This is a genomic window from Pantoea sp. B65, assembly GCF_047308185.1.
In the GTDB taxonomy this organism is placed as follows: Bacteria; Pseudomonadota; Gammaproteobacteria; order Enterobacterales; family Enterobacteriaceae; genus Erwinia.
In genome coordinates this window covers 170357-195935 of sequence record NZ_JAHXPU010000036.1, presented here as the reverse complement: position 1 = coordinate 195935, position 25579 = coordinate 170357, and the positions used below count along the sequence as shown (strand labels likewise).

General features: G+C 57.3%; 18 protein-coding genes. 8 read left to right on the top strand and 10 right to left on the bottom strand.

The features are described from left to right. Positions 1-80: 80 nt before the first annotated feature. The gene (gene chaA, locus JWF83_RS15160) at positions 81-1178 is read right to left on the bottom strand and encodes a sodium-potassium/proton antiporter ChaA (protein WP_413651165.1); all 1098 of its coding nucleotides are present in this window, start codon (positions 1176-1178) and stop codon (positions 81-83) included. Between the two features lie 342 nt (positions 1179-1520). Between chaA and chaB the strand changes: the two genes are divergently transcribed. Then, positions 1521-1748 (top strand): putative cation transport regulator ChaB, encoded by a 228-nt coding sequence (gene chaB, locus JWF83_RS15155; protein ID WP_413651163.1) that lies wholly within the window; start codon positions 1521-1523, stop codon positions 1746-1748. Between the two features lie 262 nt (positions 1749-2010). Continuing rightward, positions 2011-2688: a gamma-glutamylcyclotransferase gene (locus tag JWF83_RS15150; protein WP_413651161.1), complete on the top strand. Its 678-nt coding sequence runs from the start codon at positions 2011-2013 to the stop codon at positions 2686-2688. A 55-nt stretch (positions 2689-2743) separates the two neighbouring features. Here JWF83_RS15150 and JWF83_RS15145 read toward each other — a convergent pair whose 3' ends face one another. From JWF83_RS15145 to JWF83_RS15105, 9 genes are all read right to left on the bottom strand, one after another. Next, on the bottom strand, positions 2744-4189 hold the full coding sequence (locus tag JWF83_RS15145; protein WP_413651159.1) for a serine/threonine protein kinase: 1446 nt from the start codon (positions 4187-4189) through the stop codon (positions 2744-2746). 169 nt (positions 4190-4358) lie between these two features. Continuing rightward, positions 4359-5309 carry a hypothetical protein gene (locus tag JWF83_RS15140; RefSeq protein WP_413651158.1) on the bottom strand — a complete coding sequence of 317 codons (951 nt, stop codon included), beginning with the start codon at positions 5307-5309 and terminating at the stop codon, positions 4359-4361. 14 nt (positions 5310-5323) lie between these two features. Next, the gene (locus JWF83_RS15135; protein ID WP_413651157.1) at positions 5324-6100 is read right to left on the bottom strand and encodes a PP2C family protein-serine/threonine phosphatase; all 777 of its coding nucleotides are present in this window, start codon (positions 6098-6100) and stop codon (positions 5324-5326) included. After that, complete coding sequence (gene tagH, locus JWF83_RS15130) at positions 6097-7263, bottom strand: type VI secretion system-associated FHA domain protein TagH (RefSeq protein WP_413651155.1); 1167 nt, start codon at positions 7261-7263, stop codon at positions 6097-6099. Before tagH ends, JWF83_RS15135 begins: the two co-directional genes overlap by 4 nt. Positions 7264-7302: 39 nt before the next feature. Further along, entirely contained in the window at positions 7303-8001 is a 699-nt protein-coding gene (gene tagF / locus JWF83_RS15125) for a type VI secretion system-associated protein TagF (protein ID WP_413651153.1), read from the bottom strand. Between the two features lie 16 nt (positions 8002-8017). Beyond that, positions 8018-10129: a type VI secretion system membrane subunit TssM gene (gene tssM, locus JWF83_RS15120; RefSeq protein ID WP_413651152.1), complete on the bottom strand. Its 2112-nt coding sequence runs from the start codon at positions 10127-10129 to the stop codon at positions 8018-8020. Then, the gene (gene icmH, locus JWF83_RS15115; RefSeq protein ID WP_413651494.1) at positions 10129-11352 is read right to left on the bottom strand and encodes a type IVB secretion system protein IcmH/DotU; all 1224 of its coding nucleotides are present in this window, start codon (positions 11350-11352) and stop codon (positions 10129-10131) included. Before icmH ends, tssM begins: the two co-directional genes overlap by 1 nt. A gap of 100 nt (positions 11353-11452) precedes the next feature. Further along, entirely contained in the window at positions 11453-11968 is a 516-nt protein-coding gene (locus JWF83_RS15110) for an SH3 domain-containing protein (RefSeq protein ID WP_413651150.1), read from the bottom strand. A gap of 401 nt (positions 11969-12369) precedes the next feature. Beyond that, positions 12370-14178, bottom strand: coding sequence for a methyl-accepting chemotaxis protein (locus tag JWF83_RS15105; RefSeq protein ID WP_413651149.1), 1809 nt, complete (start codon positions 14176-14178; stop codon positions 12370-12372). A gap of 191 nt (positions 14179-14369) precedes the next feature. Between JWF83_RS15105 and JWF83_RS15100 the strand changes: the two genes are divergently transcribed. The 6 genes from JWF83_RS15100 to JWF83_RS15075 all read left to right on the top strand — a co-directional run bounded on the left by JWF83_RS15100 (position 14370) and on the right by JWF83_RS15075 (position 25572). Then, positions 14370-15635 (top strand): nitrate- and nitrite sensing domain-containing protein, encoded by a 1266-nt coding sequence (locus JWF83_RS15100; RefSeq protein ID WP_413651148.1) that lies wholly within the window; start codon positions 14370-14372, stop codon positions 15633-15635. A gap of 282 nt (positions 15636-15917) precedes the next feature. After that, a complete protein-coding gene (locus JWF83_RS15095) occupies positions 15918-17168 on the top strand; it encodes a CmpA/NrtA family ABC transporter substrate-binding protein (protein WP_413651493.1) in 1251 nt (416 codons plus the stop codon). 11 nt (positions 17169-17179) lie between these two features. Further along, positions 17180-18064, top strand: a complete 885-nt coding sequence (ntrB, locus tag JWF83_RS15090) for a nitrate ABC transporter permease (RefSeq protein WP_413651146.1) — start codon at positions 17180-17182, stop codon at positions 18062-18064. Then, a complete protein-coding gene (locus JWF83_RS15085; protein WP_413651492.1) occupies positions 18064-18852 on the top strand; it encodes an ABC transporter ATP-binding protein in 789 nt (262 codons plus the stop codon). Before ntrB ends, JWF83_RS15085 begins: the two co-directional genes overlap by 1 nt. 10 nt (positions 18853-18862) lie before the next feature. After that, entirely contained in the window at positions 18863-22951 is a 4089-nt protein-coding gene (gene nirB, locus JWF83_RS15080) for a nitrite reductase large subunit NirB (protein ID WP_413651145.1), read from the top strand. After that, positions 22948-25572: a molybdopterin-dependent oxidoreductase gene (locus tag JWF83_RS15075; protein WP_413651144.1), complete on the top strand. Its 2625-nt coding sequence runs from the start codon at positions 22948-22950 to the stop codon at positions 25570-25572. Before nirB ends, JWF83_RS15075 begins: the two co-directional genes overlap by 4 nt. Positions 25573-25579 lie beyond the last annotated feature (7 nt).

Sequence of the window (25579 nt, the reverse complement as noted above, 5' to 3'; positions counted from 1 at the left end):
GGCGGCATTAATACCCCCTGGGAGCCCGTTACCCCGAAGGGGCGACAGTGATGCCGCCCTGAACAGCGCGCTGCCGAATGCTACAGCATAATCGTCATCAGATAACCGATAAACAGCGCCAGATGCGCGGCCCCGTTGAGGACATTGGTACGGCCGGTGGAAAACGAAATATGGCAGAGGATCAGCGTCGCAATCATCATCACCATATGGGGCGGTTCCAGACCGAAAATCAGCTGCTGGTGGGTCAGGGTAGCGATAATCGACACCGCCGGTACGGTTAATGAGATGGTGGCCAGCACGGAGCCAAAAAACAAATTCATCGCGCGCTGTACCTGATTCGCCAGCACCGCCCGAATCGCGCCTAATCCTTCCGGCGACAGAATCAGTAACGCCACCAGGAAACCGGTAAACTGGGCCGGCGCATTCAGTTCAGTTAACAGGAACTCCAGCGGATTGGCGTTCATTTTGGTTACGATAATCACCGCAACCAGATGGATCAGTAACCATAGCGTATGCCACAGACTGCTGTGCGCCGAAGGTTTACCGTGATGCGGGTCATCACCGTCGCCTTCATCTTCATGTTCGTAAATAAACAGACTCTGGTGGGTTTTGGTCTGAATCAGCAGAAAAACGCCATACATCGAGGCGGAAATCGCGGCGACCAGTAGGGCCTGGCCAGTGGTGAAGTTGCCGCCAGGCAGCGCGTTCGGAAACACCAGCACCAGAATCGCCAGCGGGAAAATGGCGATCATATACTGCTTTACTCCCGCCAGATTCAGATACTGGGTGGCAAATTTATTGCCCCCCAGCAGCAGCGCACAGCCAACCAGCCCGGTACTGACAATCATAATAATCGAGTAGAGCGTATCACGCATCAGCGCCGGTGCCGCATCGCCGGTGGCCATTAATGCCGAGATCAGGCTGACTTCGAGGATCACCACCGATAGGCTGAGAATCAGTGAGCCATAGGGTTCGCCCAAACGGTGTGCCAGCACATCGGCATGGCGCACGACGCTAAAGGCGCTGCTGAGAATGGCGACCAGCGCCAGCAGGTTAATCGCAATCACAACCGGAAAGGAGGTGGATGAGCCCCACATCGCCAGCACACTCAGAGCGGCAACGGGAAAAATCAGTGAATATTCGCTATGGCGCGTTTTGGCGCCTTCATGCACTCCCATAGGCATTCATCTCCTTACTACAGTTAGTGTATTTTACCCGCAGCGGCAGTGTAACAAGTTAGCTGTATAATTATTCAACTTTTACGTAATTTTACCCATTGGGTGAATAAACGTAGCAGAATTATGATAACCGCGTTATATGATAAATATATGATGATTTTTAATAGGGTTATAAAACCAATATCCTCAATTATCATTGGTTTTTATCTGCTTAATTTAATGGATAATCGTGATAAATAAGCGCTTATCGATGTTTAGTGGGTATGCTGGCGTAACCACGACTTTGCACTCTGGTGATAATCAACCAGGCTTAAAGGGAGTCAGTTGAAAAGGAGAAAAATCATGCCTTATCAGAGTAAATCCGAGTTACCCGATAGCGTAAAAAACGTGCTGCCTGCCCATGCCCAGGAGATCTATAAGGAGGCGTTTAACAGCGCCTGGGATCAGTACCAGGATAAACAGCAGCGGCGGGGTGATGAATCACGCGAAGAAGTGGCGCATAAGGTCGCCTGGTCTGCAGTGAAAAATCAGTATGCAAAAGGGGATGATGATAAGTGGCAGCGTAAATAACTCCCCCCTGAAATCCCGCGTTAGCGCGTGCCGGAGAAAATTTGCCTTACGCTGACAACATAGTGCTCAAGAATACCGCCAGCCTGCCGATGCAGTTTATGACACTTTTTTTCTTTTGTGATCGCCTTCAAACTTGATTGGCGGCTGATAAATGAATAAGGTCATAGTGGTAAGCGCAACGAGAGTTGCTCAAATAATTAAATACTGAAGGAAAAGTGGTTGTGTGTGACAGGGAAGTGGAGCTGTGGCGTGGGAGGTTCATATGTTAACGCGGGATTTCTTATTAAAAGCTGATTGTAAAACTGCTTTTGGCACCATCGAGGAGTCGCTGTTATGGACCTGCGAACAGCGGGCAGCGTCACTGGCGGCAGCCCTTGCCTGTCGCCCTGATAATAGTCCGGTATGGATTTTTGGCTATGGCTCGCTGATGTGGAACCCGGTGTTTGAATCGGATGAAGTTGCCAGCGGGACCTTACAGGGCTGGCATCGTGCGTTCTGTCTGCGCCTGACGGCCGGACGCGGCACCCACCATCAGCCCGGACGGATGCTGGCGCTGAAACAGGGTGGAACCACCCGCGGGCTGGCGTTCCGTCTGCCGGAAGATAAGCTGCATGAAGAGCTGGAGCTGCTGTGGAAGCGTGAAATGATCACCGGCTGCTATCTGCCGACCTGGTGTGAGCTGGTGCTGGAAGATCGGCGTAAGGTCAGCGCGCTGGTGTTTGTGATGGACCCGCGCCATCCGTTGTATGAGTCCGATTCCTGCGCAAAAACCATCGCGCCGCTGATTGCCCGTGCCAGTGGGCCGCTGGGCACCAATGCGCAGTATCTGTACTCACTGGAGCAGGAGCTGCTGAAGCGAGGCATGCATGATGAATGCCTGACCGATCTGGTGCAGCAGGTGCGTCAGTTACAGGCATTACACCCATACCCGGCGGCATAAATACCGCCGCTGCGTGGGATGATGGTCGGGGAGCCATCAGGGGGGCCCGGCCGCGTCACGACCCCGGATTAATCAACCATGTTCCGGCGCGATCGATTTTCAGCGTCTGCGAATGCACGCGATCCTTCTGCTGAACTTCAATTTTATATTCGCCGGCGGCCAGATTCAGTGAGGCATAGCCGCTGTTGCCTGGTTTCACATCCATCACCTCACCGTTTAACAGCACGTTCTCACCGCTTTTCAGCTTCAGATAGACCGTGGCCAGGGTCGGCGCGCTGGCGACGACCTTATCGCTGACCGCGGAGGTCGCCGCTGCCCTCACTGGCACATTGCTGACGGAGGCGGCATGTTCCACCTCGCTGTCACTATCGCTACGGTTGAGTATTACCGTCAGGGCGATAACCGCCACCAGCGCCGCGCCGCTCAGCAGCAGCAGGGCCGGGGAGAGTTTACGACGACGTACCGGCACCGCCACATTCTCTGCCGCGCCCGCCGCCGGATTGACCGCCAGCACCACGCTATCTGCCGGTTCAATCATCTCCGCTTCCATCTGTTGCTCATACGACGGCACGCTGATGGCGCTTACCAGCTCCTGTACTTCGCTGACCGGCAGGTCAATCAGTGCGGCAAGCTCGTCAATGCTTTGTGGTCGATCCTGGGGCTTCATCGCCAGCGCACGGTCAATGGCATGCAGCAGCGGCAGCGAATAGCCTGCCGGCTGCAGGGTGGCCAGCGGCTGGTAACTGTCTTCGATACAGCGCACCACACTGGCCGGAGGCGGATTACCGCTGACCAGCGTATGTAATACTGCGCCAAGGGCATAGATATCAGTCCATGGCCCCTGTTCGCTATCACTCTCTTCGCTGTATTGCTCGATCGGCGCAAAGCCTGGTTTCAGCATAATCTCTGTTTCATCAGAGAGATTACCAATCTCTTTACGCGCAGAACCAAAATCCAGTAGTACCGGCAGCTGATTTTCCTGAATCTGGATATTATCGAGTGAGATATCACGGTGCAGATAGCCCGCGCGGTGAATGGTATTAATGGCGCCAAACAGTGGCGGTAGCAGCTGACGGATCCAGTTCTCGTCGATCATTTGCGGGCTGGTCAGCTGCCACTCTTTCAGCGTCATACCGCTGTAGTAGAGGGTACCCATATAGGCCGTACCGTTCTCTTCCCAGAAACGCAATACGTGAAGCAGGCCGGGGTGATTAAACCGTGCCAGCAGGCGTGCCTCCTGAATAAAGCTGTTCAGTCCGGCATGGAACATTTTATGATAGCGCTCACCGCGCAGGCCAAGGCTCAGATCCTCGTTGCGCATCGCCAGAGAGATCGGCATGTACTCTTTAATGGCGATGGTGCGTTCCAGTAAATGGTCCCAGGCGCGATAGACGATGCCGAATCCGCCGCCGCCGATAACCTCTTTAATCTCGAATTCATTAAAACGGTGCCCGTTAGGTAATGCATTTGGCACGGTTTTTTGATTCTCATTTGCCGACATATTTCACACTCTCTGCGAGCTATACACTAAATAATTCGAGTTGCAGGAAGGCGGCAAGCCTGCCAGTCGCCGCGCGCACAAAACACTGTGTGACACGGCAGCGGGGCGACCAACGCACCTGCAGCCTGAAGTATGGCGGGCCTGACTACCGCCGGCTGAAGGCCTGCGATTAATTAAGGGTCCGGTATGCGCCAATCGCCGGATCGGCAAGATCGGCATGTAATTCGTCGATCAACAGCACATTCAGTTTCACCTTAGGGTCATATTGGGCTGACCAGCTTTTCTTCACCGCATCAACCCGCGCTTTCACCGTCGCAACATCGGCGGCCTCATCCTTTTTCATCTTCACCAGCAGCGTGCCGTTGAACGACCAGACGTGGAGACGCGGGTCAAATGGCAGTACCAGCCAGCTGTCCGCCGCCTCTTTGGTGGCGACCACCATGCGCTGGTTATTAATCGCGACCACATCCAGCGCATTTTTACCCGGATGCATATTCTGTAATGGATAACCCTGGTAGAAGTTGACCGCTATCGCCCGGGTAGCGCCATCGCTGGCAAGCGTGATCTGACTGTCGCCCTCCACCCAGCCCTCAGTGGAACAGCTCATTGCGCGATCGTCAGGAATAAACATCGACTGGCCATTTTCATCCCACCAGGTACGGAAGTGGCAGCCGCCGGGCAGGTCAAAGTGTTGTAATGGCTGATTATCAGCCGGGCGAGAAAGATCGAGCGGGGCCGCATTGCTGGCATTGGCAGTGGCGGTAGCATCCGCGGTGATAATCGGCCGCCAGCTTTGCAGTTTGGCCGCGGTACCGCTGGCCAATACGGAACCCTGTTTATTGGTCATCTGCCACGGTAGTTCTTCCAGTTTACCGCACTGATTGGCCAGCAGGTTGCCTACGCGCGGCAGGAAACTGTCTAACACCTGCGACTCTTTGCTCTGTTCCGAGACAATACGCAGATGTAGCGTCTGTTTGCACCAGTCCTGCGGCGCGTTACTTTCAACGTTGTCGATAAACACTTCCAGCGCCAGGCTCGGTGAATAGACTACCCGATAGTCCTCCGCGCTGGCGGCAGAAGCCATCAACAATGTCATAACGCCGGACAACCAGTATTTCATAACATTCCTTGGTGTTAATCGCGAGGCGGCAGAAAGCGTGCCGAATCTGATAGTGATTGTAATAATGTCGTTTCCTGTGGTGAGCCAACCCATACGGCGACGGCACTTAAATTATCGCTTTTTGCGCTGCGATTTATCGCGATTTGCATCAGGGCCAGCCACTCGTCGGGTGAGTTAACCATGTGCAACGCCTGTTCCATCTCCTGAGAGGTCAGGTTAAGCCAGAAACCATCGGTACAGACTAAAAAGGCGTCGCCATCTTCCAGCGCCAGCGCATCGCTATAACTGGCATCACGTTCGACTTCGGCACCGAGCGCATTATAAAGTAAATTACTGTTAATTCCGGTATTTTCATAACCGGCATCTTTCATCTGCTGCGCCAGACTATGGTCGCGTGTTACCTGATAAATATAGCCGCGGCGGAAGTGGTAAATGCGGCTGTCACCGGCGTGCGCCCACCATGCCAGTTGCTGGTCACGGTCGATAAACAGGGCCGCCAGCGTGGTGCTCATATGGGAGAATTTCGGATTTATCTGTTGCGCTTCACGCACCGAACGCGCACTTTTCTCCACTGCCAGCCGCGTCTCTTGCGGCGAGTAACGGCGGTCTTGGTTCAGCTCATTGAGCAATCTGTCGCAGACGATCCGCGCGGCTTTATCACCGCCTGGTAAACCGGCAACTCCATCACACACCAGAAAGCAGGCGCGATGATCACCCGGCAGACTGCCGGTTAAATCCTGATTGCTGTCACGCCCGCCGATCTGCGAGGTGGAGGCAAAAGTTATTTTCATTCGTCGTCCGCTTTCAGTTGTGAATCTTTATACTGGTTCACCTCGACGTCGTATGCATGCAGAAACGCCTCGCCAAACAGGGTATGGAAGTCATCTTCAATTTCACCAGAGGTATTCTGGTAGTTGCGCACAAAGTAGTCCCACATCGCCGCTTTGCGCGAGGTAGTAAAACTGATTTTTGGCAATATGCCATCACGCCGGGCGCTCTCTTCCAGCCGTTGCGGATTAAATGACTGCAGCATGGCGGCAATAATCGCGCGGATACCGGCAATCATCCCGAGCTGATGGGCCTGCAGATCCACCAGTGCATCGCGTACCGCCTGCTCCGGCTGCATAAAGCCTGGCATCTGACTCTGGTACATCTGCATCAATACGGTTTTGCCTGATGGCAGGATCTTAAACGGGTTATTGGCTTCGTTGAGGATCATGGTCATTTCCGCTTTCACCCCACGTTTCAGAATGGAGCGCGAAGAGAGCAGCGCCACCGTGCCCTGCGAGAACAGGCTGAGCATGCGACCGGTCATGCGCATATCCTCTTCGCTGCACAGGCTGCTGTTGTGGCTACTGTCCAGCCCCATGCCTTCCAGCAACGCCCGAATCAGTCTCTCATTACTGCTGGTATTGCCGTCGCCATTGCGCTCGCTGCTTTCATGCGGTAACGGGTCGATATCCAGCCGGGCGCCACTGTTCCTGACGCTGCGCGCCGCCGACGGTTCCGCATGGAGAGGGTCGCTGCCGCCGGCGGCTGGCGACGCTTCCGGGGCCAGGATACCCAGCGGGTCAATGATCGGCGGGTGGTGTTCGCCAAACAGAGCGAGCGGGTCGAGGGTACCGGCGCGGTTTTCCGCAGGACGATGCGGATCGCTGACCTCAATCTGATAGCTGCCGATATCCAGAATATCACCGTGCTGCAATTCAACCTGGCGGCCACACTCCAGCGAGTTGCCATTCAGTACCACTGAGGTGACACTGCCACGGTTGGTCAGGCGGCAATCGCCGCTGGCGGTAATATGCACCAGCGCCTGCAGGCGCGAAATAGCACGATCTTCATCCGGCAATACCAGATCGTTGTCGACGCTGCGGCCAATGGTTCCGCCCGGAGGATGGAAATCAAATGCCGTTTGCGGCATTGCCGTTTTGCTCTGCACAATGGTAAATCGCATGAGGTATCCTGCATTAAAAGGCCAAAACGGCAAAAGACGCTATTCAAACATCGGCGGATAGAGTCCGTTACGGCCCGGAGGCGCACCGGCCGCCGGATTAAATAGTAGCGAAAACAGCTGGGCGGTGAGATTGCCGCTATGTTTATGGGTGGCATGCGGGTAACCATCACTGCGGTTACTCCACCAGTAACTAATATACTGCTGTGGATCAAAACGATCCGCGACTTCGCGCCAGCTCAGGGTGCAGGGCAGATCCTGATAGCCAATCACATCCATAATCGCCGAACGCTGCTTTTCCGGCACCGACAGCGGCGCCAGCGCCAGCAAACTGGCTTCCAGCGCCTCTGGCGACAGGCCGTCGCGCACGCCGCGCCACAGTGTATCACCCAGTTCCTGATACCAGTCGCCGGAAATGGTCAGCTGGGCCGGATGCCACTCCGACGGTGCAAAGCTGCACAGCGCCAGCAGTGGCCAGGCACGACCAACGCGATCGCGCGACGGCAGTAAACAACCCATCTGGATCCGTTGCACGCCAATGGTGGCCGGCAACACAAAATTCCATACCGGCGCGCGTAAAAACTCATCGCTGGTCGCGCCGGTGTGATGGTGCCAGTGGGTTAGCCCCTGCTGAAACCAGTTCGACCAGCTGGCGACGATGGGTTCAGGCAACGCTCGCTGGATAAAGTCACCGGTGATCGGCAGCTTCCCGTACCAACCGAGGCTTAGTCTCTCTGCCATAACCTTATCCTTCGGATTATTGAACGTTCCGGGTCGCTGTTGGAAACAGCACGCCTGGCGTTAACGCCAGAGCAGGGCTGTTCTGGCCTGCTCTGTCCAGATTGTCCGCCAGCTTACGCATCATTAATGCGTTATCGCGTGCATAAGGCGATGTCTGGATCTGACGATCCAGCAGTTGGCTGAGGTGCCAGTCGAGTTGCTGTAAATCGCGCGTGGTGACCTCCGCTGGCAGGGTGCGCTGGAAATTTTGCATCACCCAGCCACGCAGAAATTCGCCGTCGTAATTACGCGGCTGATACAACATCTGATAGGCACGCAACGCATTACGGCTGAACTCATTATCCTCGCCGTGATCATTGCGCAGGGTAGCGGTGATCTGGCGCGCCACGCGCGGCAGTAACAGCGATCGCAACGCATTCTGATACATCGCCCAGGCCGCATCACTCACCTGGTCACCACGGTATAACCCGGCACGCATGCTGAGCGGCGGATGGTCGAGGGAAAATCCCTCGGGCTGCGGCAATTTCACCAGATTATTTAAGAAGGGTAGCAGATCAAGGATATTGCCGTTATCCACTGCGGAAAAATGCGCCGCCTGCTGCGAGATAGCCGGGACGCGCGCGGCAATTTGCTGTAAATAGCGCTGATTTTGATAGTAGCTCAATAACCACCATGCGCTGGTGACCATCAGGGTTAACGCCAGTGCCGCATAGCCGGTCCAGTGCATCAGGCGATTGCGATACTCCCAGGAGCGATCGCTGCCGGCGAGGCCACTCTCTTTAAAAATCACTTCGCTTAACAGATCGTGGATAAAAAAACTCTGGCCCTTATTACCCGGAATCGGCGCGGCGCGGTTAACGCTATCCCAGCTGGCGATGGAGTGACGTTGCGCCTGCGGTAATTGCAGTTTGCGCGTCAGTTCGCCCATCACGCGGTCGAATGGCAAACCTTCCTGGGTACCGCTGGTAAAGAATAAACCGCGCGCCGACCAGGCGACTTCACCGGCGCCGGGAGAAAAAATAATGTCCAGATATTCCGCCAGCAGCGGGCGCAGCGAGGCAAATTCCTGTGGGAACAGGAAGCAGTCGGCGCGGCGGGTTAAATCATTTTCCTGGGCCATCTTGCTGGCCAGATCATCGGTCAGGCGGCTGGAAAGGACGCGGAACTGCTGATCAAACAGCCGGTTAAGCGCGCGCTCGCTATTACGGTTAGGCTCCCACGGGAAGGTAAAACCCCAGGTCTGTTCGCGCTGTGATTTATCGAGGCTGGCAAAGTAACTCATAAACCCTTTCAGCAGGTCGGTCTTGGTTACCATTACATACACCGGGAAATGGATGCCGGTCTGCTGATGCAATTCGGCCATGCGGCTGCGCAGCGCGGTGGCCTGGATATAGCGTGCTTCGGCGGAATCGCTGAGCAGATCGGCGACGCTGATGGTGATAATCACGCCGTTAATCGGCTGACGCGCACGATAGTGCTTCAGCAGATTAATAAAGGTTTGCCACTCGCTGGCATCACGGGCACGCATACTCTCCTGCAGCGTGTAACGTCCGGCGGTATCCAGCAGCACCGCGCGGTCAGTAAACCACCAGTCGCAGTGGCGGGTGCCGCCCACGCCGCGTATCGCCTGTTTTCCCATGCTGTCAGTGAGCGGAAACTCCAGACCCGAATTAATCAGGGCGGTGGTTTTACCGGCGCCAGGCGCGCCGACAATCATATACCACGGCAGCTGATAGAGATAACGGGCGCTGTAACGCTGAAACCAGCTGGAGGGGGGTTGCTGATAAAAGTGAGCTTTCTTCAGTAATGATGCCGCTTCGTTAAAGCGCGAGGTTAACAGTTCCTCCGTCGCCATCAGTTCCCCGTGATCAACGTTGCTGAACTGCAGATTATGCAGCAATTTACTGTTAAACCAGGCGCGGTAGAGATGCGGGATCAGCTGAAACAGGATCCAGAAAAAATAGCTGATGCCAGTCAGGATCTGACGATGCAGCGGCGCTTCCAGCGGGCGCAGATCGTTAATGGTCATCAGCGGGCCGAGCATCCAGATAACACTGCTCAGGGCGGTAATGCCGATAAAACCCCATAGCAGGCGGTTGGTAAGCAGTGAAAACAGTAGATTACGCATCACGGCGTTCCTTTATTAGCCGGGGTGGCCGGTGGCTCTGGCGCGGCAAACAGGGTAATCTCAACGCGGCGGTTATGGGCGCGATTTTCCTTACTGTCATTGGGCATTAGCGCTTCGCTATCACCGCGACCTTCCGCCCGGATATCGTGACCGGGCGCCAGTTGCTGTTCCAGCTGGCTGGCTATGGTGCGCGCCAGCGCCAGTGAATATTCATAGTTTGAGGCAAAACGACTATTACGCAGCGGCCGATCGTCGGTATAAACCGTGACGACCACTTTGCCTTTAATATCATTCATTGCCGCCGCGACGCGGGTAATCAGCGCCCGGCCAACCGCATTCAGTGTGGTGGTATCCCGGTCAAACAGCTTGTCGCTGGATAACAGCACCTTGCTGCCAAAAGGTCCATCGCTGACCTCCAGTTGTTCGGCGACAATCACATCACCCAGCGCCTTGCGCAGATCGAGCAGACTCTGGGGGGAGCTGGCATTGCGGCCATTGTTCACCTGTGGCAACGGCGTTTGATAGATATCGCGTAATAAGGGTTCCGCGCTATTGCCCAGCCGCCAGTTCAGCCCGCTGTAGATCATGCAGGCGAGGAAAGCCGTGACGGTAACACAGGCCCACAGTGGTACCGGCGGACGCCATAAATTGCTCTGCTGCGGGCGTACCACCACCTGCGCCGCCAGCGGCTGCTGCGGCGTATTACGGGTGCTGGCAATCAGCTGCGCCAGCCGTGAACGAATGGCATCGCACTGCGCGCGGCCATTCCCGGTACCGCGATAGCGTCCCTCATAACCCAGTAGCAGGCAGTAATGAATCACTTCCAGTAACCATAAATGTTGTTGCGGCGACTGTGAAATACGCGACAACAACTGGAAAAATTTTTCGCCGCCCCAGCTCTCATTATGGAAAGTGACCAACAGGCCATTGCCGGACCAGACACCGCGCGTACCCCATGGCGTTTGCGCCGCAGCTTCATCCAGTACGCTACATAAGCAGTAGCGGGTACCAATAATCATCTCAAAAGGTAAGTCCAGCTGTTTACAGCGGGTTTCAAACTGGCGAATTTCATCTACCAGCTGGTGGCGCAGTCCGGCCGGGTCATCATGGGTTGCGGCCAGACGAATTTGCACAATCGCATTTAATAAAGGCGCGGCTGCGGCGAGAAGTGGGTTTTCGGCGCTCGCATAAGGTGTTTCGCGGGCAGCAATTTCCGGCGTCATTGGCTGTGGTAAATCCTGGCTTAACGTCTGTTCCATCAGGCGATTTCACGTGTTTAACAAGCAATTGGGCGCGTCGCTGCGCCCTGCGAAGCAGCCTGAACTATTCAAGGATCCAGGTTGCTGTGTCTTTATTCCTGCAGGCTTTACTGGCGCCACCGACATCCACGCAAACTTGCTGTTTTGTTGATTTACGCGGACGCGGACGATCGCTGCGCACCGTGGCGTCATAGCGTTCGCTTTTTACCCCCGCTTTTAGCGGTACATAACCAATTAACTGCTGCTGATCTTCTTCGGCAATCGCCAGCCAGTGATTTTCTACTTCCCCTAATACCACAAAGGGTTTGCCGTTCTCGAGGTAACGGACAATTTTGCCGCTGTAGTCCGGCGTGGTCATCACCGAGGCGTTATAGAGCGCGCGCCAGCTTTCATTCACCGGGGTAAATTCTTTTGGCGCCTGTACCGCATGGCGGTGGACCAGCGTCACCCCCGCAACGTTGCTGTTCACCAGAGTATCATCCGTCACAGGTGGCGGCGGCGCCTTACATCCGGCCACGGTAAGCACAGCTAACAGAGTCAACGCGATACGAATTTTCACAGTGGTCCTCGTGAATATCATCAGGGAGTCTGGACAATTTCAGACATATTGGCGCATAAACGCGCAATTATGGCGATTTTTTCACCAAATTATTGGGCGCGACAGGCTCAAAAATTGCTTATTTTTACATAAACATAAAGTGCGGTCAGTCTACCTGACACTTTTGAGATTTAAAACCATTGCATGCAAATCGTTATCATGTTAATTCGCCGACTTAGTAAGCGGTTAGTACTGACTGCCCGCCGATTTTCGCGCATTTTGATTAAACGAATTTATGCTTGTCGCGCTGGACGTTCGGCAACAATAAAGCTGCAGCGGAAGGGGGAAAGTGACACGGAAAGTTATCTTATTAGAAAAACTGATACTTATTGTCGGGCGGCAAGGTTGCCGCCCGTAAGCAAAAAACGGTAGGGATTCAGCGTTTACAGACGGAAATGCCCTGCGGTTGCCGCCAGTTCATTGGCCTGAAATTGCAATGCGCCAGCCGCTGCGGCAGATTCAACCACCAGCTCGGCATTTTGCTGCACCATCTCTTCAAGACGACCGACCGCCTGGTTGACCCCCTGGATTCCCTGCATCTGCTGATCGCTGGCCTGGGTGATGCCGGCCATAATGCCGGAGACGCTGGCGACGCTGGTGACAATATCCACCATGGTTTCGCCTGCCATCTGCACATACTTCGAGCCGCTTGCCACACTCTGGGTGGTGGTATCAATCAGCGTTTTAATCTCTTTCGCCGCCTGCGCGCTGCGCTGGGCAAGGCTGCGAACTTCGCCCGCCACCACGGCGAATCCGCGCCCCTGTTCGCCAGCGCGCGCGGCTTCCACCGCGGCGTTCAGCGCCAGAATATTGGTCTGGAAGGCGATACCATCGATCACACTAATAATGTCGCCAATCTTGGCTGAGGCATTTTCAATATCATGCATGGTGCTGATGACGCTGGAGACCACTTTCCCTCCGCGCTGAGCGGTTTCCGAGGCGGCGGCGACCTGCTGGTTAGCGTCGGCGGCTGACTGGGTGGAGTGGGCGACGGAGGCGGCAATCGCATCAATGGAGCTGACGGTTTCACGTAAGTTCGCCGCCGCCTGTTCGGTACGGCCGGAGAGATCTTTATTGCCGGTGGCGATCTCATTAGCCGCCAGCTGAACAGAGGCGCTGGCGTCGCGCAGCTGTCCCATAACTGTCGCCAGCTTATCAATAAAGGCGTTAAACGCGACGGCAATTTGCGTGACTTCATCGTGACCATTTTCCGGCAGACGCTGGGTTAAATCATCATCGCCAGAACTGATCGCCAGCATGGCGTCACGGATATTCAGCAGCCGGCGCATCAACGCACCAATCAGCAGGCTGATCATTAATGCCGCCGCCAGCACCAACAGTATCAGCGACAGCGCCGAGGCGCCGAGCAACGACTTCATCCCGGCGGTGGCTTCCTGTTGATCCAGCGCCACCACCAGGTACCAGTCGGTGCCGGCAACCGCCTGCGCACGCAGCAGCTTTGGCACCCCGTCAATATGCGCCAGTAACGGCTGGTCAGCGCGAATCAGCGCCGCGACATCAAGGTCTGGTATCAGATTTTTCACCGGTTTTAACGCCATACTGGCGTCGCTGGTGGTAACAATGGTGCCCTGTTTGTCGATTAACAGACCAGAACTGGCCGGGGTAGGCCGAATCGAACTGACATTGGCAACGATACTGTCCATCGCCACATCTGAACCGACAACCGCAGCGTTGCCGTTGACCGGCGCCACAAAGCTGACCACCAGCTTATTGGTCGCCATATCCACATAGGGAGCGGTAACCATCGGTTTTCCCACCCTGATGGCATCGATATACCACGGGCGTATCGTTGGGTTATAGTCGGCGGGGATCCCGCCGGGGGATGAGAATTTTGCCGTTTTATTGGCGTAGCCGGCGTACACATTAATAAAGCTGCCGGCACTGGCAATCTGTTTAAACATCGGTAGCGGATCTTCACTTAATGCCACCGATTGCAGTGAGGCAATCATGGTCAGTTTACTGTTAATCCAGTCGCCAATGGCGGTTTTATGGCTGCTGACCACCGCATCCAGTGTGCTGCTAATCGCCTGCTGATTGTACTTCTGTGCGACAAAGTAGTTAATGCTGGTGTTGATAATCAGTGCGATAACCACGCACCCCATAGTAATCGCCAGAATACGTGCGCGAATGGATGAAAGTCGAACTGATGAACGCCGAACTATTGAAAGCATAAAGACCTCGGAAATAGACAGGGTTTTGCCAGATATCGGCGCTCTCTGCCGGTCTCTTGAGTACCATTTTGCGGTTATAAGAAAATCCTATGATGATTGCGCCACAGAAGTAAAATTTATGTTGTGCCGCGGTTAAACGGCACGGCTCTTGCTTTACTTGCCTCTGTCTGTACACGCCCGGGAGCGAACTCATGACTGCAGCCACTCCGTCTGCCCTCGACTATTTACTGGCATCACGCCAAAGTGAAATCGCCAGCCTGCGCAATCTGCTCCACACCGGGCAGCTGATAGGTCAACTTGGCCAGCTGATCCATGTGCTGCAGCGTGAAAGGGGCGCGTCCAATATCTGGCTCTGCTCAGCAGGAAAACTGTTCGCTGACGAGCTGCCACAGCGTGAGCGCGATGTCAGCCGCGAATTAGCCAGCATGCTACAGCTGTTGCCGCGTCCGCAGGCCAGCCCGCTGGCTGGCAATAGCCGTCTGTATGCGCGCATTGCCGCCGCAGTAGATGGGCTGGGAGAACTGGCGCCGCTACGTCAGCAGATCAGGGCGCTCAGTGTTAGCCATGACACGGCGATGACACGGTTTAACCAGATTATTCGCCAGTTAATGAATCTGGTATTTGAAGCTGCCGATGCCGCCAGCGATGCGCAAGTGTCGCGCGCGCTGATCGCCATGTTCAGTTTTATGCAGGGCAAAGAGCTGGCCGGTCAGGAACGCGCCACCGGCTGTGCCGGGTTTGCTGCCGGGGTGTTTACCGCCGCGCAGAGTGCGCGGATTGTGGCGCTGATTGAGGCCCAGCAGCGCTGCTTTAGTACCTTCAGTCAGTTCGCCGATGCGCAGAGCCTACAGTTGTGGTGCGCGATTGCCGAAGCCGAGCCGGAAGTGGAACGGCTGCGACGGGTGGCGTGTATGAGCAGCCAGACCGGGGACGTGGGGGCGCTACGCTGGTTTCAGCTGCTGAGTAAAAGGCTGGATGGCATGAAGGGGGTGGAGGACCGTCTGGAAACCACCCTGATGCAGTGTTGCCGTGACACTATCCGGCGCGCGCAGGAGGCTGATGACGTCAGCGATCCCGGCGCCCGGCTGCAGGCCATGAACAGTGAGCAGGGTTACAGCCTGTATGTCGCCGGCGCCGACTGGATTGGCAGCCACAGTGTCGCCCTTGATGCTGAGGGGGTGACTCCGCAGCTGGGACGCTCGGTATTAACCCTGATTCAGCAGCAGTCGCAACGGTTGCAGGCGCAGGCCGATGAGCTGGCGAGCATGCGCGCCACCTTAAACGACCGCAAACAGATCGATCAGGCGAAACTGTTGCTGATAAAGCATCAGGGCTGCAGCGAGGAGCAGGCGTGGCAGATGTTGCGCAAAATGGCAATGAATCAAAATAAACGTGTAGTAGATATCGCTATAGCGATGTTATCTGTCGCATCTGCCTTCGCAGAGAAGCCTGAATAGTTAAAATGCACAGTAATTGTGCGTCTGCTGCTTCAGCATAGTGCGCGGTGCTGCGATCAATTCTGCCGTCCGGCCACCGCCGCTAACCTAAGCCACTGTAAATGTCCGGGTTATTGCCTGACGGCAACTCTGGCACATGATTTGCAACACTTCATATACAAATAATGCATTTGCTGCGCCAATGGCGGTGGAGCGAGTGCTTTGGATAAAGGCGTCCTGCCGCATGCTTTCGAGCATGTCGGAGGACGCCTTTTTTTATTTCTTTTTTCCAGGAAGCCAATGATGAGCAAAGACCTTTTTCCGCTGTCACGACGTCGATTTCTTGCCGGGAGCGCGGTACTTGGCGGCAGTTATCTGCTGCCAGGTTTAATGAATAGCGTCTGGGCCGCCGGATCGGATGCGCCGGAAAAAACCGAGATACACGTCGGGTTTATTCCGCTCACAGACTGTGCGCCGGTGATTATGGCAACAGTGAAAGGTTTCGATAAAAAATACGGCATCAGCATTTTGCCGAGCAAAGAGGCCAGCTGGGCGGCCGTGCGTGACAAACTCACTTCCGGCGAACTGGATGCCGCACATCTCTTGTATGGACTGCTGTACGGCCTGCAACTGGGGGTGGCCGGGCCACAGCATGATATGGCCAACCTGATGACGCTGAACAACAATGGCCAGGCGATTACGCTGTCGAATCAGCTAAAAGAGATGAAGGTTACCGATGCCGCGACGCTAAAGCAGGCGGTGGCGGCAAAAGCGCCGGGCACCTACACCTTCGCCCATACCTTTCCAACCGGCACTCACGCTATGTGGCTCTACTACTGGCTGGCTAACGCCGGTATCAATCCGTTTGACGATGTCCGCACCGTGGTGGTCCCGCCACCGCAGATGGTGATGAATATGAAGATCGGCAATATGAGCGGTTACTGCGTCGGCGAACCATGGAACCAGCGCGCGATCGGGGAAAATGTCGGCTTTACCGCCGCGACTACCCAGCAAATCTGGCCGGATCATCCGGAAAAAGTACTGGGCACCCGTGCCGCCTGGGTACAGGAGAATCCCAATAGCGCCCGGGCGCTGACCGCTGCAGTACTGGAAGCGGCGCGCTGGATCGATGCCTCTGACGACAACCGGCGCGAAACGGCGCAAACCATTGCCGGACGCGCCTGGCTTAACACCAAACCGGACACCATTGAAGGCCGGATGCTTGGCCAGTATGACGATGGCCTTGGCAAACGCTGGCAGGATCAGCACGCCATGCGCTTCTTCCATGACGGCGCGGTCAGCTTTCCCTATCTCTCCGACGGCATGTGGTTCCTGACCCAGCAGCAACGCTGGGGAATGCTGAAACAGGAGCCGGACTACCTTGCGGTCGCCCGCCAGGTTAACCGTATCGATATCTACCGCCAGGCGGCCAGCGCCGTGGGCAATGTGGCGTTGCCGGGCAGTGAGATGCGCAGCAGCACGCTAATAGACGGCAAAGTCTGGGACGGCAGTAATCCGGCGCAGTATGCCGCCAGTTTCGCGATTAAACATTGAGGAGTAGTGAGATGAAAAGTGAAGCGCGCGTGGTGGTGTTGCATACGAACAGTGCAGCGCCTGAAGCCGAAATTATTGCGTTAAAACCGGCGGCAAAACCGGCGGTAAAATTATCCTCCCGGCGGCTGCGTCCCCTGTTGCAGCGGGTGATCCCGCCGTGCTGCGGCCTGCTGTTACTGCTGGCGGTGTGGCAGATTGCCGCGCTGAACAGTCATGGCTTTCCGACGCCGTGGAGTACCTGGCAGGCGGCGTTGGTGCTGTTCGCCGATCCTTTCTATAACGCTGGCCCTAACGATCAGGGGATTGGCTGGAATGTGCTGGCGTCGCTGCAACGGGTGGCGATTGGCTTTGGCATGGCGGCGCTGGTGGGGATCCCGGCTGGTTTTCTGTTGGGGCGCTTTACCTTCCTGGCGCGCATGCTGAACCCGATTATTGCCTTACTGCGTCCGGTCAGCCCGCTGGCATGGTTGCCGATCGGCCTGCTGCTGTTTCAGCGTGCAGAACCGGCCTCCAGCTGGACCATTTTTATCTGCTCTATCTGGCCGATGATTATCAATACCGCCGAAGGCGTGCTGCGCATCCCGCAGGACTACCTCAATGTGGCGCGGGTGCTGAATCTTTCCGAATGGACGGTGATGCGCAAAATCCTGTTTCCGGCGGTGTTGCCGGCGGTGCTGACCGGTGTGCGGCTGTCGATCGGTATTGCCTGGCTGGTGATTGTCGCGGCCGAGATGCTGACCGGGGGGCTGGGGATCGGTTTCTGGATCTGGAATGAGTGGAACAACCTGAATGTGGAAAACATCCTGATCGCGATTGTGATTATCGGGGTGGTGGGACTGTTGCTGGAGCAGGCGCTGATGCTGCTGGCTCGTCGTTTTAGCTGGGAGAGAACATGATGAATTCGATTATTCAGGTACAGAACGTCAGTCAGCGTTTTGACACCGACAGCGGTGAGTATCTCGCCCTTGATGACGTCAGCTTCAATATCAGCGAAGGCGAAACCGTCAGTCTGATCGGCCATTCCGGCTGTGGCAAGTCAACGCTGCTGAATCTGATCGCCGGATTAACCCGCCCGAGTAGCGGCGTACTGCTGTGCGATAACCGTGAAATTACCGGCCCTGGCCCGGAGCGGGCGGTGGTGTTTCAGAACCATTCGCTGCTGCCGTGGCTGACCACCTATGACAACGTGGCACTGGCGGTTAACCAGGTGTTTCGCGCCAGTATGAGTAAAGCGGAAATGCGTGCATGGATCGAGCACAACCTGGAACTGGTGCAGATGGGCCATGCACTGCATAAACGTCCGGGTGAAATCTCCGGCGGTATGAAGCAGCGCGTCGGTATCGCCCGGGCGCTGGCGATGAAACCGCGGGTGCTGCTGATGGATGAACCCTTCGGCGCGCTCGATGCGCTAACCCGCGCCCATTTGCAGGATGCGGTGATGCGTATTCAGCAAAAGCTGAATACCACAATTGTGCTGATTACCCATGATGTCGACGAAGCGGTGCTGCTTTCCGATCGGGTACTGATGATGACCAACGGACCCGCGGCCAGAGTGGGCGAGATTTTGTCTGTCGACCTGCCACGTCCGCGCTCGCGCGTGGCGCTGGCTGAAGAGCCGCGCTATCACCAGCTGCGTCAGCAGGTGTTGCATTTCCTCTATGAGAAACAGGCAACAGCGGCATAAGGAGCGGGCGATGGTCGAACATCTGCTGGTGGTCGGTAATGGCATGGCCGGTATGCGTATGGTGGAAACGCTGCTGCAGCTGGCGCCGGAACGCTATCGCATCACGGTGATTGGGCGCGAGGCGCTGGGCAATTACAACCGCATTATGTTGTCGCCGGTGTTAAGCGGAGAAAAACCGTTTGCCGCCACGCTGCTGCATACGCCGCAGTGGTATGCCGATCATGGCGTCACTCTGCTGATGGGGGAAGCGGTGCAGTCGGTGGATATTGCCCGCCGGCAGCTGGTCACCACCAGACGCCGCCTGCACTGGCAGCGTCTGGTGTTTGCCACCGGCTCGACGCCGCTGATGCCGTCGATTGCCGGGATCAACGCTCCCCATGTCAGCGGTTTTCGTACGCAGGCGGATGTGGAACAGATACTCAGCAGCCACGGCCCGGTGGTGGTGCTCGGTGGCGGCGTGTTGGGTATCGAGGCCGCGGCGGCGTTACGGCTGCGTGGCCGCGAGGTGGCGCTGGTCCATCGCCAGCCGTGGCTGTTGGATCGCCAGCTGGATGCGCAGGCGGGCACACTGCTGCTCGACTCATTACAGCAACGCGGTATCCGCTGCTGGCTCGGCCAGCAAATTAGCGCCATTCATGGTGACAGTGTCACTTTATCCACTGGCCGGCAACTGCCGGCGCAGCGGGTGGTGATCGCCGCTGGCGTGGTCCCTGAGCGGGGCGTGGCGCGTGCGGCCGGTCTTGCCTGCGATCGCGGTATTCAGGTTAATGGCCAGTTGCAAACCCGCCAGCCGGGCGTTTATGCACTGGGTGAGTGCTGTGAAATTAACGGTGAAACCTTTGGTCTGCTGGCGCCCTGTCTGCAGCAGGCGCAGATTCTGGCGCATCAGCTGGCCGGCGAGCCGCTGGCCGATTTTCAGCCGCAGGAAAACGCCGTCCGGCTTAAAGTCACCGGCATTGAGGTCTTCAGCGCCGGCGATCTGCGTGACGATGCCCACAGCCAGTCGCTAATCAGTTTTGACCCGATCAGTGGCCACTACCGCCGCCTGTCGCTGCGCGACGGCAAGTTAAGCGGCGTATTGCTGTATGGCGATACCACGCAGGCGGCGACGCTGATGAAAAAATTACACCGCGCGCAGGCAGTGTCAGCTGCCGCGCTGTTTGATGCTGAAGATAACTACAGGCAGCCGCTGGCTGCAGGGAACAATGTGATGAGCAAACCTGTATTAGTCGTGATTGGCCACGGTATGGTCGGTCATCATTTTCTCGAACAACTGGTGCAGCGCGAGTTGCATCATCACTATCAGGTGGTGGTGTACGGTGAAGAGCGCCATGCTGCCTATGACCGCGTGCATCTTTCTGACTATTTTGCCGGCAGCAGCCATGCAGATCTGTCGCTGGTCAGCGCGAACTTTTTTGCACAACACGCTATTGAACTGCACAGTCACCGCGAAGTGGTGGCGATAGATCGCCAGCGTAAATGTATTCGCGATGCCAGCGGTCATGAAATGGCATGGGACAAACTGGTACTGGCGACCGGCTCCTGGCCATTTGTACCGCCGATCCCGGGCGGTAAATCAGCGAACTGCTTTGTTTACCGTACGCTGGACGATTTGGACGCCATTGCCGCACGCGCGCAGCAGGCAACGCGTGGGGTGGTGATCGGCGGTGGTCTGTTAGGGCTGGAAGCGGCCAACGCGCTGAAACAACTGGGTCTGGAAACCCATGTCGTCGAGTTTGCGCCACGGCTGATGGCGGTGCAGCTGGATGACGGCGGTGCGCAGATGCTGCGGCGGAAAATCGAAGCTCTTGGCGTGCGCGTGCATACCGGCAAAGAGACGCGCGAAATTACCGAACATGCCGACGGCAGCATGACGCTGAATTTTGCCGATGGCGATAGCCTGACCAGCGATTTGGTGCTGTTCTCGGCCGGTATCCGTCCGCGTGACCAGCTGGCGCGTGATGCCGGGCTGACCCTCGGGCCGCGTGGCGGCATCGACATTGATGACCGCTGCGTCACTTCGGACAGCGCGATTTATGCCATCGGCGAATGCGCCCTGTGGCAGGGGCAGATCTTTGGTCTGGTGGCGCCTGGCTACCAGATGGCGCGCGTGCTGGCGGCTAACCTGGCGGGGGAAGCCGCGGCTTTTACCGGCGCCGATATGAGCACCAAACTGAAACTGCTGGGTGTGGAGGTGGCCTCGCTCGGCGATGCCCATGGCCGTACGCCGGGTTGCCAGAGCTATCACTGGACTAACGGACCACAGGAGATTTACAAAAAGATTGTGGTATCGGCAGACGGTAAAAAACTGCTCGGCGGCGTACTGGTGGGCGACAGCAGTGAGTACAGTACGCTGCTGCAAATGATGCTGAATGATATGGCGTTACCGGCGGCGCCGGAGAGCCTGATCCTGCCGCAAACTGGCGGTGCGCCGGTAAAAGCGTTGGGCGTGGCGGCGTTACCGGACAGCGCGCAGATCTGCTCCTGTCATAACGTCAGTAAGCATGATATCTGCACGGCGGTGGCGAACGGCGCTGGCGATATGGCGGCGGTCAGGGGCTGTACCAAAGCGGCCACCGGCTGTGGCGGCTGTGCGGCGCTGGTGAAACAGGTGATGGAGTACCAGCTGGCGAACCTCGGCGTCGAGGTGAAGAAGGATATCTGCGAGCACTTCGCCTGGTCGCGGCAGGAGTTGCACCACCTGATACGCGTTAATCAGATTAAAACTTTCGATCAACTGCTGGCGCAGCATGGTCGCGGTCACGGCTGTGAAATTTGTAAGCCGCTGGTGGCGTCGCTGCTCGCCTCCTGCTGGAATGAGTATCTGCTGAAACCGCAACACCTGCCGCTGCAGGACACCAACGACCGCTACTTCGCCAATATCCAGAAAGATGGCAGCTACTCGGTGGTGCCGCGTATGCCGGCCGGTGAAGTGACGCCGGAGGGGCTGATTGCTATCGGCCAGATTGCCCGCCGCTACAACCTGTACAGCAAAATCACCGGCGGCCAGCGCATCGATCTGTTTGGCGCGCGTCTCGATCAACTACCGGAAATCTGGCAGGCGCTGATTGCCGCCGGATTTGAAACCGGTCACGCCTACGGTAAATCGCTGCGTACGGTAAAATCCTGCGTCGGTTCCAGCTGGTGTCGTTATGGCGTCCAGGACTCCACCGGCTTCGCCGTTCAGCTGGAAAATCGTTACAAAGGGCTGCGTGCGCCGCACAAAATCAAAATGGCGGTATCCGGCTGTACCCGTGAATGCGCTGAAGCGCAGAGCAAAGATATCGGCGTGATTGCCACCGATAAAGGCTGGAATTTATATGTCTGTGGCAATGGCGGCATGAAACCCCGTCATGCGGATCTGTTTGCCAGCGATCTCGACGCGCCTACGCTACTGCGTTATGTCGATCGCCTGCTGATGTTTTACGTGCGTACCGCTGAGCGTTTGCAGCGTACCAGCGTGTGGATGGATAATATGGCCGGCGGCCTCGACTATCTGCGCGCCGTGGTGATCGAGGACCGCCTGGGGATTGCCAGCGAGCTGGAGCAGGAGATGCAGCGGGTGGTCGATGCTTATCAGTGTGAATGGCAAACCACGCTGGCGAATCCCGATCGCCTGGCGCTGTTTCGTACCACGGTTAACGATGGTTCGGCTGATGAGACGCTACTGCGTGAGCAGGAACGCGGACAGATGCGTCCCGCCTCCCGCCTCCCGGTGCCACAGACGGAATTGCCGGCAGAAGCCTGGAGCGCGCTCTGTCAGCTGCAGGATATTCCGGCGCAGGCCGGGATTGGCGCGCGTCTTGGCCGCCAGCGCATCGCGCTGTTCCGCTTTGGCGAGCAGATTTTTGCCCTTGATGATCTTGAGCCGGGCAGCAACGCCAGCGTGATGTCGCGCGGTATCCTCGGCGATACGGGCGGCGAAGCGATGGTGGTTTCGCCGCTGTATAAACAACGCTTCCGTCTGCGCGATGGTCAGAGCCTGGATCAGCCCGATCTGCAGCTGCGCTGCTGGCCGGTGAAACTGGAAAACGGCATGGTGCTGGTCGCCAGTACGCCGCTGGCGACGGCTGAGATGGCGATTGCGGTGGCATCATGAACAGTACCTGTCCCTACTGTGGCGTGGGTTGTGGCGTCAGGCTAAGCACACTGGCCGACGGCAAGGTGCAGGTGGCGGGCGATACGCAGCATCCGGCGAATTATGGCCGTTTATGCGTGAAGGGCGCGGCGCTGGGGGAAACGCTCGGTCAGCAGGGGCGTCTGCTGTGGCCGCAGCATAACGGCCAGCGCATTAGCTGGGACCAGGCGCTGGATCGCGTCGCCGACGGGCTGCAACAGGTCATTGCGCGCCACGGGCCGGGGGCGGTGGCATTTTACGCCTCCGGTCAGTTGCTGACCGAGGATTACTACGCCGCCAACAAACTGATGAAAGGGTTTATTGGCGCCGGCAACATCGATACTAATTCCCGGCTCTGTATGGCGTCGGCGGTTGTGGGCTACAAACGCGCCTTTGGCGCCGATGCCGTGCCCTGTTGCTATGACGATTTCGCCCATAGCGACCTGGTGGTGCTGGTGGGCTCCAATACCGCCTGGGCGCATCCGGTGGCGTATCAGCGACTGGTCGCCGCCAGACAACAGCATCCGGGGTTGCGGGTGGTGGTCATCGATCCGCGCCGCACCGCCACCTGTGACCTCGCCGATCTGCATTTACCTTTGCGTCCCGGCAGCGATGGCGCGCTATTTAACGGCCTGCTGCACTGGCTGGCGCAACATCAGGCAGTCGACCACAGTATGCTGACGCATCTCAGCGGTGTTGAGGAGGCGCTGGCGGCGGCGGCGCCCTGGGACAGTAACCGGGTAGCGGCGTTTTGCCAGCTTGAGGTGGCGCAGGTCGAAGCCTTTTATCAGCAATTTATCGTCAGCCCGCGAGTGCTGACGCTGTATTGCATGGGTATCAATCAGTCGACCAGCGGCAGTGATAAATGTAACGCGATAATTAATGCCCATCTGCTGAGCGGCAAAATTGGTCGTGCCGGCAGCGGACCGTTTTCCCTGACCGGCCAGCCCAATGCGATGGGCGGGCGCGAGGTGGGCGGTCTGGCGAATCAGCTGGCCGCGCATATGAGTTTTGTGCCGCAGGATATCGATCGTCTGCAGCGTTTCTGGCGTAGCGATCGGGTAGCGCAGCAGCCGGGACTGCAGGCCGTTGAGCTGTTTCAGGCGATTGAACGCGGTGAGGTGAAAGCGGTGTGGATTATGGGCACCAATCCGGCGGTGTCGCTGCCGGATGGTCATCGGGTGGCGCAGGCGCTGGCGCGCTGCGAACTGGTGATTGTCTCTGATGTTTGTCAGCAGACGGATACCACGGCGTATGCCGATATTCTGCTGCCTGCGCAGGGCTGGGGGGAGAAGAATGGCACCGTCACCAATTCCGAACGGCGTATATCGCGTCAGCGCGCCTTTGTGCCGCCCGCCGGTGAAGCCAGACCCGACTGGTGGATGATTGCCGGGGTGGCGCAGCGCATGGGCTACGGCGCGGCATTTGACTGGCAGCATCCGGCGCAGATTTTCCGTGAACATGCGGCGCTGTCCGGCTTTGAGAATCAGGGCACGCGCGCATTTGATATCAGCGGGCTGGCAACCCTTACTGACCAGCAGTGGGATCGGCTGCAACCTGTACAGTGGCCGGTTAACGCGCAATATCCGCAGGGTTGCGCCCGGTTGTTTAGCGATCGTCTTTTTTTCCATGCTGACGGCAAAGCGCGGCTGCTGGCGATTACGCCACGGCTCCCCGCGGCACAACTCAGCGCCAGCTGGCCGCTGCTGCTGAACAGCGGACGTATTCGCGACCAGTGGCATACCATGACGCGTACCGGCAGCGTGCCGCGGCTGATGCAGCACTACAGCGAACCCTTTGTCGAAATCCATCCGCAGGATGCGCAACAGCATCAGATCAGCGCCGGGGATTTAGTGCGCGTGCAGTCGGCCAGCGGCTGGATGGTGGCGCGCGCGCACTGTTGCGACGGACAACAGCGTGGCAGTGTGTTTGTTCCGATGCACTGGACACGACAATTCACCGCTGAAGGTAATGTCGATCGACTGGTGGCGCCGCAGTGTGACCCGGATTCGGGCCAGCCGGAGAGTAAGCAGACCGCGGTACGCCTGCGCCGCTGGCATAGCGACTGGCAGGGAATGTTGTTTTTACGTGACAACGTCACCATTTCTCACGGCGTCTGGTGGGCACGCATCCCTCATCCGGCGGCGACGCAATACGCTCTGGCGGGAGAGGGCGACCCACAGCGCTGGCTGGCGCAGCAGTGCGATCTCAGCGACCTGACACTGCAATTTGCCCGCGGTGACGGCGCTTTTTATCGACTGCTGGGCTGGCAGGCGGGGGAACTGGTGCTGGCATTTTATGCGGATGGCCGGCGGCCGGAGATTGATAGCGCCGTGGTGGCTGGCGCCTTTGAGCAGCCGCCGCAAACCGCCGCGGCGCGCCATGCCTTACTGGCGGGACGCGCCGCCAGCGGCGCCGGTCACGGCAAGACTATCTGCAGCTGCCTGGGTATCGGTGAACAGCAAATTATCACCGCCATTGCTGACGGCTGCGCCAGCGCTGCGGCGCTGGGCAAAAAATTAGGCTGCGGCACTCACTGCGGCTCCTGTATTCCTGAATTAAAACAGCTTATTGCCCGCTCCGCGGCAACGCAACCGCAATGATGAGGTA